Origin of the sequence: Paeniglutamicibacter sp. NPDC012692 (assembly GCF_042901625.1) — a bacterium.
Taxonomy (GTDB): Bacteria; Actinomycetota; Actinomycetes; order Actinomycetales; family Micrococcaceae; genus Paeniglutamicibacter.
Genome location: NZ_JBIBDE010000001.1, coordinates 720175 through 737607 on the forward strand (window position 1 = coordinate 720175; position 17433 = coordinate 737607).

The 17433-nt window shown below is 68.0% G+C and carries 13 protein-coding genes; 6 read left to right on the forward strand and 7 right to left on the reverse strand.

Annotated features, from left to right (window positions below):
* Positions 1 to 63: 63 nt before the first annotated feature.
* The 7 genes from ACFY5D_RS03195 to ACFY5D_RS03225 form a co-directional block, all read right to left on the reverse strand.
* The gene (locus ACFY5D_RS03195; RefSeq protein WP_387524932.1) at positions 64 to 1440 is read right to left on the reverse strand and encodes a sulfate adenylyltransferase subunit 1; all 1377 of its coding nucleotides are present in this window, start codon (positions 1438 to 1440) and stop codon (positions 64 to 66) included.
* Positions 1440 to 2408, reverse strand: a complete 969-nt coding sequence (gene cysD, locus ACFY5D_RS03200; protein ID WP_387524935.1) for a sulfate adenylyltransferase subunit CysD — start codon at positions 2406 to 2408, stop codon at positions 1440 to 1442. Before cysD ends, ACFY5D_RS03195 begins: the two co-directional genes overlap by 1 nt.
* 91 nt (positions 2409 to 2499) lie before the next feature.
* A complete protein-coding gene (locus tag ACFY5D_RS03205; protein WP_387524937.1) occupies positions 2500 to 3207 on the reverse strand; it encodes a phosphoadenylyl-sulfate reductase in 708 nt (235 codons plus the stop codon).
* Entirely contained in the window at positions 3204 to 4919 is a 1716-nt protein-coding gene (locus tag ACFY5D_RS03210; RefSeq protein ID WP_387524940.1) for a nitrite/sulfite reductase, read from the reverse strand. The genes ACFY5D_RS03205 and ACFY5D_RS03210 overlap by 4 nt, the downstream gene beginning before the upstream one ends.
* A 76-nt stretch (positions 4920 to 4995) precedes the next feature.
* Positions 4996 to 5757: a sirohydrochlorin chelatase gene (locus tag ACFY5D_RS03215; protein WP_387524943.1), complete on the reverse strand. Its 762-nt coding sequence runs from the start codon at positions 5755 to 5757 to the stop codon at positions 4996 to 4998.
* 89 nt (positions 5758 to 5846) lie between these two features.
* The gene (locus ACFY5D_RS03220; protein ID WP_387524946.1) at positions 5847 to 6212 is read right to left on the reverse strand and encodes a DUF488 domain-containing protein; all 366 of its coding nucleotides are present in this window, start codon (positions 6210 to 6212) and stop codon (positions 5847 to 5849) included.
* A 71-nt stretch (positions 6213 to 6283) separates the two neighbouring features.
* On the reverse strand, positions 6284 to 7483 hold the full coding sequence (locus ACFY5D_RS03225; protein WP_387524949.1) for an ROK family protein: 1200 nt from the start codon (positions 7481 to 7483) through the stop codon (positions 6284 to 6286).
* Positions 7484 to 7631: 148 nt separating this feature from the next.
* On the opposite strand from ACFY5D_RS03225, the gene ACFY5D_RS03230 reads away from it, so the two are divergent.
* The 6 genes from ACFY5D_RS03230 to valS all read left to right on the forward strand — a co-directional run bounded on the left by ACFY5D_RS03230 (position 7632) and on the right by valS (position 17354).
* On the forward strand, positions 7632 to 9779 hold the full coding sequence (locus ACFY5D_RS03230; RefSeq protein ID WP_387524952.1) for an alpha-galactosidase: 2148 nt from the start codon (positions 7632 to 7634) through the stop codon (positions 9777 to 9779).
* A gap of 9 nt (positions 9780 to 9788) precedes the next feature.
* Complete coding sequence (locus ACFY5D_RS03235; protein WP_387524955.1) at positions 9789 to 11084, forward strand: ABC transporter substrate-binding protein; 1296 nt, start codon at positions 9789 to 9791, stop codon at positions 11082 to 11084.
* Positions 11085 to 11086: 2 nt separating this feature from the next.
* Positions 11087 to 12001: a carbohydrate ABC transporter permease gene (locus ACFY5D_RS03240; RefSeq protein ID WP_387524958.1), complete on the forward strand. Its 915-nt coding sequence runs from the start codon at positions 11087 to 11089 to the stop codon at positions 11999 to 12001.
* Positions 11998 to 12897 carry a carbohydrate ABC transporter permease gene (locus tag ACFY5D_RS03245; RefSeq protein ID WP_387524960.1) on the forward strand — a complete coding sequence of 300 codons (900 nt, stop codon included), beginning with the start codon at positions 11998 to 12000 and terminating at the stop codon, positions 12895 to 12897. The genes ACFY5D_RS03240 and ACFY5D_RS03245 overlap by 4 nt, the downstream gene beginning before the upstream one ends.
* On the forward strand, positions 12897 to 14585 hold the full coding sequence (locus tag ACFY5D_RS03250) for a glycoside hydrolase family 13 protein (protein WP_387524963.1): 1689 nt from the start codon (positions 12897 to 12899) through the stop codon (positions 14583 to 14585). Before ACFY5D_RS03245 ends, ACFY5D_RS03250 begins: the two co-directional genes overlap by 1 nt.
* 141 nt (positions 14586 to 14726) lie before the next feature.
* Positions 14727 to 17354, forward strand: a complete 2628-nt coding sequence (gene valS, locus ACFY5D_RS03255) for a valine--tRNA ligase (protein ID WP_387524965.1) — start codon at positions 14727 to 14729, stop codon at positions 17352 to 17354.
* Positions 17355 to 17433: the final 79 nt, after the last annotated feature.

Below are 17433 nucleotides of genomic sequence, written 5' to 3' on the forward strand. Positions count from 1 at the left end.
TCGGGGTGTCCTTAGTTCTCGGTGTCGGTTCGCTGTGTCGGTTGGCGGTGTCGGTTGGCGGTGCTAGTTCGCGCGTTCGCCGATCAGCCCGGCGGCGAGCGTGTTGCCGGACTGCGGGTCGATCACCAGGAACGCCCCGGTGCGGTGGTGGTGCGCATAGGGCTCGGTGGGCAGTTCGCCGGCCAGCCGCAGCTGCACGGTGCCGATGTCGTTGAGTTCCAGGCTGGCCGCGGGCAGCAGCCCGAAGTCCTCCAGGTCCAGCGCCCCGACGATGCCCGCGACCCGGGCCCGCACGGTGGCGGTGCCGTGCTTGACCAGGACCGTGGCCCCGGGCAGCAGCGGCGCGGCCGCCAGCCAGCACAGCTGCGCGGTCAGGTCCGCGGAGGATTCCGGCAGCGTTCCCGCGGCGGCGATGGTGTCCCCGCGGGCGATGTCCAGCTCATCTTTCAGGCGCAGCGCCACGGAGGCGGGCGCCGCGGCGGATTCCAGCTCGACCCCCGCGGCGTCGATCCCGACGACCGTCGTCTCCCGGCGCGGGGCGCCCGGCGAGGCTATGGTGACGGCGTCGCCCACGGAGATCGACCCCTCGGTGATCGCCCCGGCGTAGGCGCGGTAGTCGCGAAACGCCTCCGGATCCAGCCCCGGGGCGAGCGCGCCCTGCGGCCGCAGCACCAGCTGGACCGGGAAGCGGAACGCCTCGTCGGCATTGGCCAGCTCGTCGCGGGTCGGCAAGGACTCGAGCAGCCCCAGCAGCGTGTGGCCGGTGTACCAGGGCGTGTGTGCGGAGCGCTCCACCACGTTGTCGCCCACCAGCGCGGAGACCGGCAGCGTGTGCGGCGCCGGCAGGCCCAGCCCGGCGGCCACGCGGGCCACGTCGGCGGCGATGTCGGCGAAGCGTTCCCCGTCGTAGTCGATCAGGTCGATCTTGTTCACCGCGACGATCACGTGCGGCACGCGCAGCAGGCCGATCACGCCCAGGTGGCGGCGGGTCTGCTCGAGCACCCCCTTGCGGGCGTCGATCAGCACGATCGCGGCGTCGGCGGTCGAGGCGCCGGTGACGGTGTTGCGGGTGTACTGCACGTGCCCCGGGCAGTCGGCCAGCACGAAGGAGCGCTCCCCGGTGCTGAAGTAGCGGTAGGCCACGTCGATGGTGATGCCCTGCTCGCGCTCGGCGCGCAGGCCGTCGGTGAGCAGCGCCAGGTCCAGCGTGCCGTCCCCGCCGCCGAAGCCGCTTTCGGCCGAGGCCCGGGCCAGCGCGTCAAGCGTGTCCGCGAGGACCGCCTTGGCGTCGTGCAGCAGCCGCCCGACCAGGGTGGACTTGCCGTCGTCGACGGAGCCGGCGGTGGCGAAGCGGAAGAGCCCGCGGTTGCCGAGCGTGTGCGCGCCGGCTGCCGGCTCGACGGCCCCGGGGGCGATGGTCTCAAGGTTCGTGGTGCTCATTAGAAATACCCGTCCTTCTTGCGGTCTTCCATGGCCGCCTCGGAGATGCGGTCATCGGCGCGGGTGGCTCCGCGCTCGGTCAGGGTGGTGGTGGCGACCTCGCGGATGACGTCCGCCGTCGTGTAGGCGTCGGAGAGCACGGCACCGGTGCAGGACATGTCCCCCACGGTGCGGTAGCGCACGGTGCGCGTCGTGACGTCGACGCCCGCGCCGGGCCGGCTGAACTCCCCGACGGCCCGCCACATGCCCGAGTGCTCGAAGACCTCGCGCTCGTGGGCGTAGTAGAGGGAAGGAAGCGCGATGTTCTCGCGTTCGATGTAGCGCCAGATGTCCAGCTCGGTCCAGTTGCTGATCGGGAAGGCACGCACGTGCTGGCCCGGCGTGTGGCGCCCGTTGTACAGGTTCCACAGCTCGGGGCGCTGGTTGCGCGGGTCCCACTGGCCGAACTCGTCGCGCAGGGACAGGATGCGTTCCTTGGCCCGCGCCTTGTCCTCGTCGCGGCGCCCGCCGCCGAAGAGCACGTCGAAGCGGTTGGCGGAGATCGCGTCCAGCAGCGGGGTGGTCTGCAGCGGGTTGCGGGTGCCGTCGGCGCGCTCGGTGAGCCGGCCGTCGTCGATGTAGTCCTGCACGCTGGCGACCACCAGGCGCAGGCCCAGCTTCTCGACCGTCTCGTCGCGGAACGCGATGACCTCCTCGAAGTTGTGCCCGGTGTCCACGTGCAGCACCGGGAAGGGCACCACGCCGGGCCAGAACGCCTTGGTGGCCAGGTGCAGCATCACCACGGAGTCCTTGCCGCCGGAGAAGAGCATGGCGGGGCGTTCGAACTCCGCGGCGACCTCGCGCAGGATGTGGATCGATTCGGCCTCCAGCGCGTCGAGCACGTCGGTGCCGGGCCGCGCGGGGGCGGCGGTGGCGCCGGTGGTCGCGGTGCCGGGCCGCGCGGGGGCGGCGGTCGTGGTGGCGCTCATCTCTGGCTCCTTCGTCGATTTCGTCGGTGTGGTTCTTGGGTTGTCGGTCGGGGTGCGCGGTTCAACGGCGTACGGTTCAGCGGTGGATGGTTCATCGGTGGATGCCGCACTCGGTCTTGGCCAGCCCGGCCCAGCGGCCGGCGCGCGGGTCCTCGCCCTCGGCCACCGGGCGGGTGCACGGTGCGCAGCCGATCGAGGGGTAGCCGTGGGCCAGCAGCAGGTTCACCGGGACGTTGCGCGCCGCGGCGTAGCCGGTGAGCTCCTCGAAGCTCCAGGCCGCCAGCGGGTTGACCTTGACCAGCCCGTGCGCCTCGTCCCAGGTGATGAGCGGGGTGTTGGCGCGGGTGGGGCCCTCGTCGCGGCGGACGCCGGTGAACCAGAGCCGGTAGCCGGACAGCGCCCTCGCCAGCGGCTCCATCTTGCGCAGCCGGCAGCAGGTGCCCGGGTCGCGCTCGTGCAGCCGCGGCCCGAACTCGGCGTCCTGCTCCGCGACGGTTTGCACCGGGAGCACGTCGACGATCCGCACGTCCAGCGCCGTCGCGACCTCGTTGCGTGTCGCGTGGGTCTCCGGGAAGTGGTAGCCGGTCTCCAGGAAGAGCACGTCGACGCCGGGCAGCGCCTCGGCGACGACCGCCGGCAGCACGGCGTCGGCCATCGAGCAGGCGACGGCCACCTCGGCGGTCGCGAAGTTCCGCTGCACCCAGGCGATGACGTCGGTGGCCGACGCGTCGAAGCCCAGCTCCGCGGCCCCGGCCTCGGCCAGCGCGCGGTCCGCGGCGATCCGGTCCGCGGCGCTCACAGCACGTCCTCGTCTGCGGCGCGGTGCGACCACTGCGCGAAGGACTCGCCCTCGAGGCTGCCGGCCGAGTAGCTTTCCAGCACCCGCTCGACGTAGTCGGGCAGGTCCGCGGCGGTGACCTTCAGGCCGCGCACGGTGCGGCCCAGGCCGGCCTCGCCGCGCGAGGTGGAGGCCAGCCCCCCGCCCAGGTGGACCTGGAAACCGGGGGTCTGCCCGCCGTTGCCGTCGGGCAGCAGCTGTCCCTTGAGCCCGATGTCCGCGGTCTGGATGCGGGCGCAGGAGTTCGGGCAGCCGTTCACGTGCAGGCTCAGCGACTTCGGCAGGCGCACCGCGGACTTGGCGGCGAAGCGCGCTTCCAGCTCGGCGACCGCGGCGATGGTGGTGTCCTTGGTGTCCACGATCGCGAGCTTGCAGAATTCGATGCCGGTGCAGGCGATCGCGGAGCGGCGGAAGATCGTCGGCGCCGTGGCCAGGCCCAGGGCGTCGAGTTCGGCGGCGGCTGCCTTCACCGATTCGGCGGGGATGTCCAGCGCGAGCAGCTTCTGGTGCGGGGTGGTGCGCAGCCGCCTGGAGCCGTGGCGCTCCAGCAGGTCGGCCAGGTCGAGCAGCAGCGTGCCGGAGAGCCGGCCCGCGTTGGGGCTGGCGCCGATGAAGTAGCGCCCGTCCTTCTGCTCGTGGATGCCCACGTGGTCCCCGGGCGTGGTCGGCTTCTCGGGCGCGTCGCCGTCGGGCAGCGCGTAGCCGAGGTACTCCTCCTCCAGCACCTTGCGGAACTTCTCGGGTCCCCAGTCGGCCATCAGGAACTTCAGCCGCGCCTTGTTGCGCAGCCGGCGGTAGCCATAGTCGCGGAAGATCGAGACGACGCCCAGCCACACCTCGGCGGCCACCTCGGCGGAGACAAAGACCCCCAGGCGTTCGGCCAGCCGGGCGTTGGTGGACAGGCCGCCGCCGACCCACAGGTCGTAGCCCGGGCCGTGCTCGGGGTGGATGACCGCGATGAGCGCGATGTCGTTGATCTCGTGCACGACGTCCTGGGACGGGTGCCCGGAGATCGCGGTCTTGAACTTGCGCGGCAGGTTCGCCAGCTCGGCGTCGCCGATGAATCGGTCGCGGATCTCGCGGATCACCGGGGTCGGGTCCAGGATCTCGTCCTTCGCGATCCCGGCCACCGGGGAACCGAGGATCACGCGGGGCACGTCGCCGCAGGCCTCGGTGGTGTCCAGTCCGACGGCCTCGAGCCGGCGCCAGATCTCCGGGACGTCGACCACGTCGATCCAGTGCAGCTGGATGTTCTGCCGGTCGGTCACGTCCGCGGTGTTGCGGCCGAAGTCGCGGGAGATCCCGCCGATGGTGCGCAGCTGGTCGGTGGTCAGCGTGCCCCCGTCGATGCGCACGCGAAGCATGAAGTAGCGGTCCTCGAGCTCGTGCGGCTCAAGCGTGGCGGTCTTGCCGCCGTCGATGCCCGGCTTGCGCTGGGTGTAGAGACCCCACCAGCGGAAGCGGCCATGCAGGTCGGTGGGGTCGATCGAGTCGAACCCGCCCTGCGCGTAGACCTTCTCGATGCGCTCGCGCACGTTCAGCCCGTTGTCGTCCGCCTTGAACGCCTCGTTGGGGTTCAGCGGCGCGGTGCCGTCGATCTTCCACTGTCCGTGTGGCTTGGCCGCCGGGCGGGCGGGCCGGGTGCTGGCCGGGGTGTCGATTGCCTGTGTCATGCCCCGACTTTATGGCCGTCTTCGGGCGGCCCGCCAGCGCCCCCCGACCCGAAGCGTCATGTCGTCACACGGCGACTTATTCGGTGTCGGCGGACCCCTCGGCGAGGGCCTCCGCAAGTCTTCCGGCGACACATTTAGCAATTGTGACGGACGGAAGCAGCGCACCGGTGACGTAGTCCGCCCCGGCGCCGGCCAGCCGGTCGTGGAAGAACCCGGGGGCCAGCAGGAAGGAGGCGATGCCGACCCGCGAAGCCCCTGCGGCGCGCGCGGCGGCGACCGCGTCGGGCACCGACGGCGTGGCCGCCGAGCAGTACGCAACGCTCACGGGCTGGCCCAGGAAGTCCGCCAGATGCCCGGCCATCCGGGCGGCCTGCTGCTGTCCGGCCTCGATGCGCGTGCCCGCCGCGGCGAGCACCACCGCGTCGCCGGGCCGGTGGCCTGCCTCGGCCAGCCGCTGCGCCAGGACCTCGGCCATGAGCGGGTCGGGACCCAGCGGCGCGGCAGTGCGGGTCAGCGCGCGGGTGGCAACCGCTTTGGCGATGTCGACCGAGGTGTGGAACCCCTCGGAAAGCAGCAGCGGGGCGACGATTGCCTCCTCGCCGGGGGGCAGCGCGGCGAGCACCGCCTCCAACCGGGGTTCCTGCACATCGACGTAGGCCTCGTGGACTTCAGCGTGGATGCCGTCGGCGGCAAGCACCGCGGCCAGGTCCTCGCGCAGGCCGTTCACCAGCCCGCGGCCGGTCGGATTGTCGGTGCCGTGGGCGCAGGCCACCACATGCAGCGGCCGCCGCCCGGTGGAAACTTCTTCGTGCTGGTTCAGTGAATTCCGTGGTGACATGACCGAAGCCTAACCAGCTCGGGCGGCGCGACCCAAGCACCGTGTCGTTTCGTTGCCCGGACCCCGTGGCAGCTTGGCGTGCCGGTTGTTCAACCCTCGGCCTGCGACCGGCGGAGGAAATCCAGCAACACCACCGCGTGGTTGTGCACCGTGTCGCGCGCCGCATAGACCAGGACCACGTCGGGCTCGTTCCCGGCGATTTCCAGCAATCGCCTGGCTCCCTCGGCCGCCTCGCCGGCTTCCAGTTCGTGCCGGTAGATGTCGCTGAACTCCTCGAACCGTTCGGGCATGTGGCCGAATTCGACGCGCAGCGCGGTGGAGGGCGCGACGTCCTTGGCCCAGTCGTCGATGGCCGCACGTTCCTTGCTCAATCCACGCGGCCACAGGCGGTCAACCAGGATCCGGTGGCCGCCGTCGGCGGGTTCGTAGGCGCGCAGCAATCGAAAGTTACCCATGCCGAAATCCTAGGCCCGAAGGCACAAGTCTTCCAGCGACCCCCTGGGTCAACTCAACCGTGGTGGCCGGGTCATTGCGAGAAGGCGTATTTCTGGATGGCCACCGCTGCCGCACCGCTTGCCCACTGGTCGAACTCCCCGGACAGGACGGCGATCCGTACCTCGCTGGCCTCGGGATCCCGATCCGCGGCAAGCGCGGTGCGCACGCTCTGCTCGAACCTGTTGAACAGCTCGACGCCTTCCCCGCCCAGGACCACCACGTTGACCATGGCCAGGTTCGCGGCGGCGGCAATGAATCGCCCCAATGCGTGTGCGGCCGCCTGCAACACAGAGTGGGCCACTTTGTTGCCCGCGTCCGCCAGCTCAAATGCCTCCGGGTAGTCGACATCGCGTTGCAATGCAGTGGAAATCTGCGCACATATGCTTGGAATCGTGAGCATCGCGGTGGAGCAGCCGCGGTGTCCCTCGAGGCACAACGGGCCGTTCGGATCGAGCGGGAAATGGCCGCCCAGGCCCAAGCCGGTGTCCCGTCCGCGCACCACCTGCCGGTGCATGGCCAATCCGTATCCGACGCCGGCACCGATGGTCACCACGGCGAAGTCCGCCACCTCGCGTCCCACGCCGAACCATTGTTCGGCGGCGACAAGCGCCGTCACGTCGTTTTCGACCAGCACCGGCAGGCCCGTGCGCTGGCTCAACAGGTCACCCAGTGGAACATTGCGCCAATTCAGGAACGGCGCCCGCTCGATGAGCGCCCCTCCGGATATCTGGCCGCCGATTGAAATGCCGACCCCGGAGACTTGCCGACCCGCCCGCGAGCAGAGATCGCCGATCAGGTCCACCAGGGTGTTGAGCACGTCCCCCACCTCGCGGGTCGGAAGTTCGCGCGCGCCGCTGACCAGGGAATTGGCGCGCAGGTCCGTGAGCACTCCTTGGGCCATCTTGCCGGTGATCTTGATGCCGACGAAAAACCTCGCCTCCTGGCGGATTTCGAGCAACCGGGTGGGGCGTCCGACGCTTCCGTCAAGAATCAGGTCGCTTTCGCGCACGATTCCCGCATCCAGCAGCGGCTTGCTCAGGCGGGTCAGGCTTGCGGGACTGAGGTTCAGTCGCTGCGAGAGCTCACCGCGGGAGCTGGGGCCATGGATCAGGATCGCCCGCGCCACTTCCAGCTCCGGCTCGCTGAGCAAGGGCGTCCGTTGGCCTTGAGGCCCCCCGGACCAACTACGTGCGGGGGCTTTGTCGCTACTGGTTGCGGCTTCCGTTGACATGCGAACAGTTTATTTCACTTTGGCCATAATTATCGATCCAACCCGCCAAGAATGCGCAGCGATCTCACGGGCCCGGCAAGATGTCGACACTTTTCGGCGCTCACTGTGGCGCTTGACACACTGATTAGTTTTGGAGTAAAAATAATCAATGACCACCACAGCCCAGCCATTCGCGCCGTACCACCAGCTCCACCGTGGCGGCACATCAGTCATCCTGGATGCGACCACCGCAGGAATGCCGACGATCATCCACTGGGGCCCCGACACCGGCGAGCTCAATGAAAGCGAACTGCGGGATCTTGCAAGCGCGGCCCGCCCGCAACGCGTCTCGGGCGGGATCGACCTGCCTGCCCGGTTGGACGTTTTCCCGCAGGAACGCTTCGGATGGCAGCACAGCCCTGCACTTGAGGGCCACCGAGCTTCCCGGTCGTGGGCCACCGCCCTGGCCACCAGCGGGATCCGGTCCAGCGAACACGGACTGTCCATCAGTGCCGACGACCCCGTCGCCGGTCTCGGGCTGGTCACCGAGTTGCGGCTCAGCGCCCACGGCGTACTCGCGCAGCGCCACACGCTGACCAACTCCGGCTCTGGCGCCTACCTGGTCAACAGGCTCTCCACCGTGTTCCCGCTTCCGCACACCGCCACGACAATCCAGGACAGCACCGGCCGCCACCTCAAAGAGCGCAGCGCCCAGCGCCGCCCCTTGACGGTCGGCTCTCACGTGCGGGAAAGCCGGCGCGGACGCCCCGGCGCCGACGCCAGCCTGTTGATGCTGGCTGGAGAGGCAGGTTTTGGACACCGCTCGGGCCTGGTCCACGGCGTCCACCTGGCTTGGAGCGGCAACCACCGGTTGAGCGCCGAGCGGACCATCACTTCCGACAATTTCATGACCGCCGGGGAACTGCTGCTCCCCGGGGAACTCAGCCTTGAACCGGGAACCAGCTACAGCACCCCGTGGGCATTCGGTTCCTGGGGCCACGGCCTCGACCAGCTCTCGGCCCGCTTCCACAGGGATCTTCGGGCCCGGCCGCAGCATCCCCGCACACCGCGGCCCGTCACCCTCAACACCTGGGAGGCCGTGTACTTCGACCACGACCTGCAGGCACTCAAGGGCCTTGCGGACAAGGCAGCCGCCGCGGGCGTGGAGCGCTTTGTGCTCGATGACGGCTGGTTCAACGGCCGCCGCGACGACACCGCGGGCCTCGGCGACTGGTACGTGGACCAGGCCGTTTGGCCGCAGGGCCTTTCCCCGATCATCGACCACGTCACGGGACTCGGCATGGAATTCGGGCTCTGGTTCGAACCCGAAATGGTCAACCCGGACAGCGACCTTGCACGCAACCACCCCGAGTGGATCCTTCACACGGCAGACCGCTGGCCTGTCAGCGCACGCCAGCAGCAAGTGCTGAACCTGGCCCACCCCGGCTGCTACGCATACCTTCTCGAACGCATCGACAGCCTGCTCACGCAGTACCCCATCGCCTACATCAAATGGGACCACAACCGCGACCTGCTCGAGGCGTCCCACGCGGACAGCGGAACCGCGGCGGTCCGCGAAACGACCTTGGCGCTCTACCGGTTGCTGGGCGAGCTCAAGACCAGGCACCCGCGCCTGGAAATCGAGAGCTGCGCCTCCGGCGGCGCACGCGTCGATCTGGGCATCCTCGAGCACACCGACCGCATCTGGACCTCCGACTGCATCGATCCGGTCGAGCGCCTCGACAACCAGGAAAACACCAACCTGCTGGTCCCCTACGAGCTCATGGGCGCCCACATCGGAGGACCGCGATCGCACTCCACCGGACGCCGGCACGACCTCGGCTTCATGGCGCGCACCGCGATCTTCGGGCACTTCGGGATCGAATGGAACATCGCCGGGATCGACGAAAAGCTGGGTTCCGAACTGGCACGGTGGGTGGACTTCCACAAGGAAAACCGCGACCTGTTCCACCGCGGTGACAGCGTCCATGCGGACCATCCGGACCCGGCCATCGACATCCGCGGCGTGGTTGCCGCCGATGCCTCCCGTGCCGTCTTTGCCTTCACGCTGCGCGAGGCATCGCTGACCTACCCCGCTGGACGATTCACCCTGCCGGGACTGGACCCCCAGACCAAGTACCGGGTGCGGCTCAGCGAACCGCTGAACGACTCCGTCGGCAACGGGCAGTCGGTGCTTTCCTGGGCGCAAACAACGCATGTCCTCAGCGGCACCGTCCTGCAAACAACGGGGCTGCAGTCCCCCGTGCTCTTCCCCGAACAATCGGTACTGATCATGCTTGATCGCCACGAGGCATAAGGAGCACCCGTGAACACCGAAAAATCCCGTACGGCAGGATGGCGCCGAATCACCGGCGCATGCCTGGCCCTGGCGCTGGGAGCCTCGTTGGCCGCCTGCGCCCCGGCCGGACAGGCCCGCGTGAAACTGGACTTCTTCCAGTTCAAGCCCGAGGCGGTTGCCGAATTCAAAGCCTTGGTCGCCGAGTTCGAGGCACAAAACCCGGATATCGACGTGGTCATCAACGCCGTTCCCGATCCCGACACCGCCATCCGCACCCTGCTGGTCAAGGGCAAGACCCCCGATGTGCTCACGCTCAACGGCAACGGGAATTTCGCCGATCTGGCTTCATCCTGCGTGTTTGCAGATCTGTCGGGTTTCCCCTCCGCTTCGCGCGTCAAACCGGAGGTCCAGGAAATCCTGAACTCCCTGGGAACCTGCCACGGCAGCGAGACCAATGGCCTGCCCTTTGCGAACAACGCCAGCGCGATCCTCTACAACCCCGACATTTTCGCCAAGTACAACGTCAAGGTCCCGCGCACCTGGGATGAGTTGATTGCCGCGGCGGAAACCTTCAAGGCCAACGGCGTTGCCCCGTTCTACATGACCCTCAAGGACGCGTGGACGGTCCTGCCCGCGTACGTGAACCTCGCCGGTAATCTGAAGCCCGCGGGATTCTTCGAAGACATCCGTGCCGCCTCATGGACTCCGCAGACCGGCACGCACGGTTTCGCCAAGGAGGGGACGGAGGCGGCCGAGAAGCTCAAGCAACTCTTCGGCTACCGCCAGCCGGGTGCCGACAGCGCCGGCTACAGCGACGGGAATGCGGCCTTTGCCGCGGGCAAATCGGCAATGTACCTCCAGGGCAGTTTCGCCATTCCCGCGATCCGGGCAGCCAACCCCGATGCAAGGATCGCTTCCTTCCCGTACCCGACCACCAACAACCCGGCCGAGACTACGCTGATCACGGGCGTCGATGTCACGCTTGCGATGGGCCGGGAGACAAAACACCCGAAGGAAGCCGCGGCGTTCATCGAGTTCCTGATGCGCAACGAGGCCATGAAGGCCTACGCCAAGGCACAGTCCGCAATCGTGCCGCTTGACGATGCCGGACCCATGGCAGATCCGGCCCTTTCGGGGGTCCAGGACGTTTTCGACGAAGGCCGCCTGATCGGCTACTTCGACCACCAGATCCCCACCAGCATCCCGTTCACGGCAATGCTGCAGCAGTTCATGCTCGACGGCGACACCGCTGCGTTCCTCCACCGGGCAGACAACGAATTCGCCAAGGCCGCCGCCCGAACCTCAACGAAGAAGGGAGAATGACCATGAGCGCACCACGCCTCGCCACGGGTCCGGCCCAGAACAAGCTCCGCAGCCGAACCGTTAACCGAACGTTCTACTGGATGGTGGTCCCGGCCCTCCTGCTCTTCGTCGTGCTTCACACGATTCCGGCGTTGACCGGAATCTTCTACAGCTTCACCAACTACGCGGGCTACGGCGAGTGGGATTTCGTCGGCCTTGGGAACTACGTGAACCTCTTCAGGGACGACAGGATCCTCTCCTCCTACGGGTTCACCTTCCTCTTCGCCGTCACCGCGACGATCGTGGTGAACCTCGGCGCACTGTTCATCGCCCTGCTGCTGAACGCGAAGATCAAGTTCCAAACCGCCTTCCGCGGGATCTTCTTCATCCCCAATGTGCTGTCGGTGCTGATCGTCGGCTACGTCTTCAACTACCTGCTGTCCAACAACCTGCCGCTCATCGGCCAGGCCCTTGGCATCGAATGGCTCTCCACGTCGATCCTCACGAATCCCGATCTCGCCTGGCTGGGCATAGTCGGAGTGACTGCCTGGCAGTCGATCGCCTTCAGCGTGATCATCTACCTGGCGGGGCTGCAAACGGTGCCGGCGGAACTCTACGAGGCGGCAAGCCTCGACGGGGCGTCGCACTGGCGGCAATTCACCTCCATCACCTTTCCCATGATTTCCGCGTTCTTCACCATCAACATGGTGCTGGCACTCAAGGGCTTCCTTCAGGCCTTCGACCAGATCGTTGCGCTGACCGGCGGCGGCCCGGGAACCAGCACGGAGTCCGTCGCCATGGTCATCTACCGGGGAGGGTTCCAGGGCGGGGAATACGGCTACCAAATGGCCAACTCCGTGGTGTACCTGATCGTCATCGTGGTCCTGTCGCTGCTGCAGATGTGCACCCTACAACGCAAGGAGGCCGATTTCTCGTGAGCACTCAAATCATGACCGGGCAGGACGTGGACGGCGAACACGAACCCGTTCCCGCTTGCGGCACGGCCGGGAAACGGCGAACCTCCGGCGTCAACGTCCCCGTCACCGTCCTGGTGGCGGTGCTCTCGCTGACCGTCCTCATACCGCTGTACTTCACCGTGGTCACCGCGTTGAAGTCCCCGGACCAGCTCGGCGGGACCGGGTTCGAACTGCCCACCAGCATCCACCCCGAGAACTTCTCCAAGGCGTGGCAGCTCACCAATTTCCCCAACGCCCTGCTGGTCTCCGGTATCGTCACGGCTTCGGCCGTGGTCCTGACGATCATCACCAACTCCATGGTTGCGTACGCGATCGCGCGCAACATGAACCGGCCGTTCTTCAAGGCGCTCTACTACTTCTTCATCGCCGCGCTCTTTGTCCCGTTCCCGATCATCATGCTTCCGGTGACCAGGGAAACGGCGCTTCTGGGACTGGACAACCCGGTCGGACTGTTCCTGCTCTACACGGTCTACGGGCTGAGCTTCAACATCTTCGTCTACACCGCGTTCATCAAGTCGATCCCCCCGGAGCTCGAGGAGGCCGCGATCATGGACGGGGCCAGCACTTGGACCACCTTCTGGAAGGTCATCTTCCCGCTGCTGACGCCCATGAATGCGACGGTCGGAATCCTGACGTGCCTCTGGGCGTGGAACGACTTCCTGCTGCCCCTGGTGATCCTGTCCGATCCCACCACCCGCACGCTCCCGCTGGTCCAGTACGTCTTCCAGAGCCAGTTCAACACCGACTACTCCACCGCCTTCGCCTCCTACCTGATGGCGATGGCACCGCTGCTCCTTGTCTACCTGTTCGCACAACGCTGGGTTATTTCCGGTGTCATGAGAGGATCCATCAAATAATGAACGACAACGTTTCAACCACCGCGCTCGATGCGGATTGGTGGCGCCAAGCCGCCGTCTATCAGATCTACCCGCGCAGCTTCGCCGACTCCAACGGCGACGGGATGGGCGACATCGCCGGCGTCACCTCCCGCATCGGCTACCTCTCGGACCTGGGCATCGACGCGGTCTGGCTCTCCCCGTTCTACCCCTCGGCCCTTGCCGACGGCGGCTACGACGTGGACGACTACAGGAACGTGGACCCCCGGCTGGGTACCCTGGACGACTTCGACGCCATGGTAGGCGCCGCACACGCGGCAAACATCAAGGTCATCGCCGACGTGGTGCCCAACCACAGCTCCAACCGCCACGAATGGTTCAAGGCGGCCCTTGCGGCTGCGCCGGGCTCCCCCGAACGCGCCCGCTACCATTTCTTCGACGGACAGGGCGAAAACGGTGAACTGCCGCCCTCGGACTGGCCCTCGCACTTCGGCGGACCGGCCTGGACCCGGGTCACCGAGGCCGCCGGGGAAAACGCCGGCAAGCCGGGCCAGTGGTACCTGCACCTTTTCGCGTCCGAACAGCCGGACCTGAACTGGGACAACCCCGAGGTGCGGGAGGACTTCCACACCACGCTGCGCTTCTGGGCGGACCGCGGCGTGGACGGGTTCCGCGTCGACGTCGCCCATGCGCTGGTGAAGGACATGACGCTGCCGCTGCGATCCAAGCCGACCCTGGAAATCAAGGTCGACGACGGCACCGACGCGCTCTTTGACCGCGACGAGGTCCACGAGATCTACGCGGGCTGGCGCAGCGTGCTCAACGAGTACGATCCCCCGCGCACCGCGGTGGCCGAGGCCTGGGTGCCCTTCACCCATCGCCGGCTGCGCTACGCCCGCCCCACGGGCCTGGGCCAGGCGTTCAACTTCGATTTGCTGCAGGCACCCTTCGACGCCACCGCCTTCCGCGACATCGTCACCCGTTGCCTGGCCGAGGCCGAGGCCTCCGGCGCGTCCTCCACCTGGGTCTTCTCCAACCACGATGTCATCCGCCACCCCTCGCGCTACTCCCTGCCCGACGGCACGGACGGCGCCGGCCAGGATGCCTGGTTGCTCTCCGGCGGCCGGGAACCGGCCGGCGATCCGGCACGCGGGCTGCGCCGGGCACGGGCAGCGACGCTGTTCATGCTGAGCCTGCCCGGCTCCGCCTACCTCTACCAGGGCGAGGAGCTGGGCCTCTTCGAGGCCGCGGACCTGCCCGCCGAATCGCTGCAGGATCCCACGTGGTTCCGCACGGGCAACAAGATCAAGGGCCGCGACGGATGCCGGGTGCCGCTGCCGTGGAACGCAAGCGAAGCGAACTTCGGCTTCGGCGGATCGCCCTGGCTGCCGCAGCCGGAGTGGTTTGCCGGCCACGCCGTCTCCGCGCAGGACGGCGCGCCGGATTCCACGCTGGAACTCTACCGCTCCGCGCTCGCCTGGCGCCGCACCCTGCAAAGCGCCGAATCGCTGGAGTGGGTCTCGGAGCCCGACGCGACGCTGGCCCACTACCGCCGCCCCAACGGCTGGACCGTGCTGACGAACTTCGGCACCGCACCGGCGGAGCTGCCCGCGGGGGTCGACGCCTCGAAGATCGTCGTGGCCAGCGGAACCGCGGCAGGGCCCACGACGATGGTCCCGGGCGAAACCACCCTCTGGATCGCACCCTAACCCGAAACGGCGCACCCCGCGCCGATCCCGGACCTCCCTGGGGGCGCACACGACATCGCCGTGCGCCCCCGTGGCGTTTGTGGCGCGCACCACCCCGGCCCCGACTGGGGGTAACGGCGCGGACATGGAAGAATGGAACGCATGGCTGAAGACACCTTGGGCACAGACACGCCCGCAACAGTTTCCGTTCCCGACAAGCCCGCACTGGAGGGCCTGGAGGAACGCCTCGACGCCCGCTGGCGTGCCGAGGGAACCTACAAGTTCAACCCGCAGACCACGCGCGAGCAGGTCTACTCGATCGACACTCCCCCGCCGACCGCCTCCGGTTCGCTGCACGTGGGACACATGTTCTCCTACACCCAGACCGACGTGCTGGCCCGCTACCAGCGCATGAACGGCAAGAACGTCTTCTACCCAATGGGCTGGGACGACAACGGCCTGCCCACCGAACGCCGCGTGCAGAACTACTACGGCGTGCGTTGCGACCCGACCTACTCCTACGTCGAGGGCTACCGCCCGCCGGCCACCCCGGCGAAGAACCAGCGCGACTGGGACGTCGTTTCCCGCAAGAACTTCATCGAGCTGTGCGAAGAACTCGCCGTCGAGGACGAGAAGTTCTTCGAGCACCTCTTCTCCACGCTGGGCCTCTCCGTCGACTGGGACCTGACCTACCGCACCATCGACGACGTCTCCCGCTCGGTGTCCCAGCGCGCCTTCCTGGCGAACCTGAACGCCGGCGACGCCTACATGTCCGAGGCACCGACCCTGTGGGACGTCACGTTCCGCACCGCCGTGGCCCAGGCCGAGCTCGAGGACCGCGAGATGCCGGGCGCGTACTACCGCTACCCGTTCACCGCGGAAGACGGCACACAGATCTTCATCGAGACCACCCGCCCGGAGCTGCTCGCAGCCTGCGCCGGCCTGGTCGCGAACCCCGACGACGAGCGCTACAAGCCGCTCTTCGGCAAGACGGTCACCTCCCCGCTCTTCGACGTCCCGGTCACCGTGTACCCGCACGCGCTGGCCAAGGCCGACAAGGGCTCGGGCATCGCCATGGTCTGCACCTTCGGCGACCTGACCGACGTCACCTGGTGGCGCGAGCTGCAGCTGCCGACCCGCGCCATCATCGGCCGCGACGGCCGCGTCATCGCCGAGACCCCGGAGTGGATCACCACCGAGGCCGGCCGCGAGGCCTACGCCCAGATCGCCGGCAAGACCGTGTTCTCCGCCAAGGAGGGCGTCGTTGAGATGCTCGTCGCCGCCGACCTGCTCGACGGCGAGCCCAAGAAGATCAGCCACCCGGTGAACTTCTTCGAAAAGGGCGACAAGCCCCTGGAGATCGTCTCCTCCCGCCAGTGGTACATCCGCAACGGCGGCCGCGACGAGGACCGCCGCGAACGCCTGATCGCCCGCGGCGAGCAGATCGAGTTCCACCCGTCCTTCATGCGCTCCCGCTACGAGAACTGGATCTCGGGCCTGAACGGCGACTGGCTGGTGTCCCGCCAGCGCTTCTTCGGCGTTCCGGTGCCGGTCTGGTACCCGCTGAACGCCGCGGGCGACCCGGACTACGAGAACCCGATCCTGCCGACCGACGAGATGCTTCCGGTCGACCCGGCCGCCGACGCGGCCCCGGGCTTCGAGGAGTCCCAGCGCAACGTCGCCGGCGGCTTCATCGGCGACGCCGACGTGCTCGACACCTGGGCCACCAGCTCGCTGACCCCGCAGATCGTCGGCCGCTGGTCCCGCGAGGACGACTTCTTCGGCAAGGTCTTCCCGTTCGACCTGCGCCCGCAGGGACACGACATCATCCGCACCTGGCTCTTCTCCACCGCCGTGCGCGCCGATGCGCTGCACGACGTAGCGCCGTGGAAGCACGCCGCGATCTCCGGCTGGATCCTTGACCCGGACCGCAAGAAGATGTCCAAGTCCAAGGGCAACGTGGTGGTCCCCACCGACGTGCTCAACGACTACGGATCCGACGCCGTGCGCTACTGGGCCGCCAGCGCCAAGCTGGGCGCCGACACCGCGTACGAGATCAACCAGATGAAGATCGGCCGCCGCCTGGCGATCAAGATCCTCAACGCCTCCAAGTTCGTGCTGAACCTCGGCGCAACCCAGGCCAACGTCATCACCGGCGACGCCTCGGTCATCACCAACGGCCTGGACAAGTCCGTGCTCGCCCGCCTGTCGCAGGTCATCGACGACGCCACCCGCGCCTTCGACGCCTACGACTACGCCCGCGCGCTGGACATCACCGAGTCGTTCTTCTGGTCGTTCACCGACGACTACGTCGAGCTCATCAAGGACCGCGCCTACGGCGCCCGCGGCGAGGAAGAGCAGGCATCCGTGCTTGCCGCCCTGGCCACCACGCTTGATGCGGTGCTGCGTCTGTTCGCGCCGTTCCTGCCGTTCGCGACCGAAGAGGTCTGGGGCTGGTGGCGTGCCGGTTCGGTGCACCGCGCCGAATGGCCGAGCTCGGCCCACCTGGCCGACGCCGTTGCGGGCGCGGACACCGCGGTGCTGCCGATCGTCGGCGAGGCACTCTCGGGCATCCGCAAGGCGAAGTCCGAGGCCAAGGTCAAGCAGCGCACCGAGGTCCTCAGCGGCGTCGTCTCGGCACCCGAGGCCCAGCTTGAGCTGCTGCGCCGCGGCCTCGGCGACCTCTTGGCCGCCGGCAACGCCAAGGACCTGACCCTCGTTGCGGCCGAAGGCTCCATCACGGTCAGCGACGTCGTGTTGGCTCCGGCCGAGGAAACCGTTCAGGCCTAGCCACAACCGCATAGCCGCAATAAAACATCGAGGTCGGTGCCCGCCATGTGGCGGTCACCGACCTCGATGTTTCCGTGCC

Excerpts from the sequence above, each read along its gene's own strand:
- ACFY5D_RS03215 (WP_387524943.1), bottom strand. The coding sequence starts at position 5,757 with ATGTCACCACGGAATTCACTGAACCAGCACGAAGAAGTTTCCACCGGG.
- cysD (WP_387524935.1), bottom strand. The coding sequence starts at position 2,408 with ATGAGCGCCACCACGACCGCCGCCCCCGCGCGGCCCGGCACCGCGACC.
- ACFY5D_RS03225 (WP_387524949.1), bottom strand. The coding sequence starts at position 7,483 with ATGTCAACGGAAGCCGCAACCAGTAGCGACAAAGCCCCCGCACGTAGT.
- ACFY5D_RS03250 (WP_387524963.1), top strand. The coding sequence starts at position 12,897 with ATGAACGACAACGTTTCAACCACCGCGCTCGATGCGGATTGGTGGCGC.
- ACFY5D_RS03220 (WP_387524946.1), bottom strand. The coding sequence starts at position 6,212 with ATGGGTAACTTTCGATTGCTGCGCGCCTACGAACCCGCCGACGGCGGC.
- valS (WP_387524965.1), top strand. The coding sequence starts at position 14,727 with ATGGCTGAAGACACCTTGGGCACAGACACGCCCGCAACAGTTTCCGTT.
- ACFY5D_RS03210 (WP_387524940.1), bottom strand. The coding sequence starts at position 4,919 with ATGACACAGGCAATCGACACCCCGGCCAGCACCCGGCCCGCCCGCCCG.
- ACFY5D_RS03195 (WP_387524932.1), bottom strand. The coding sequence starts at position 1,440 with ATGAGCACCACGAACCTTGAGACCATCGCCCCCGGGGCCGTCGAGCCG.
- ACFY5D_RS03230 (WP_387524952.1), top strand. The coding sequence starts at position 7,632 with ATGACCACCACAGCCCAGCCATTCGCGCCGTACCACCAGCTCCACCGT.
- ACFY5D_RS03240 (WP_387524958.1), top strand. The coding sequence starts at position 11,087 with ATGAGCGCACCACGCCTCGCCACGGGTCCGGCCCAGAACAAGCTCCGC.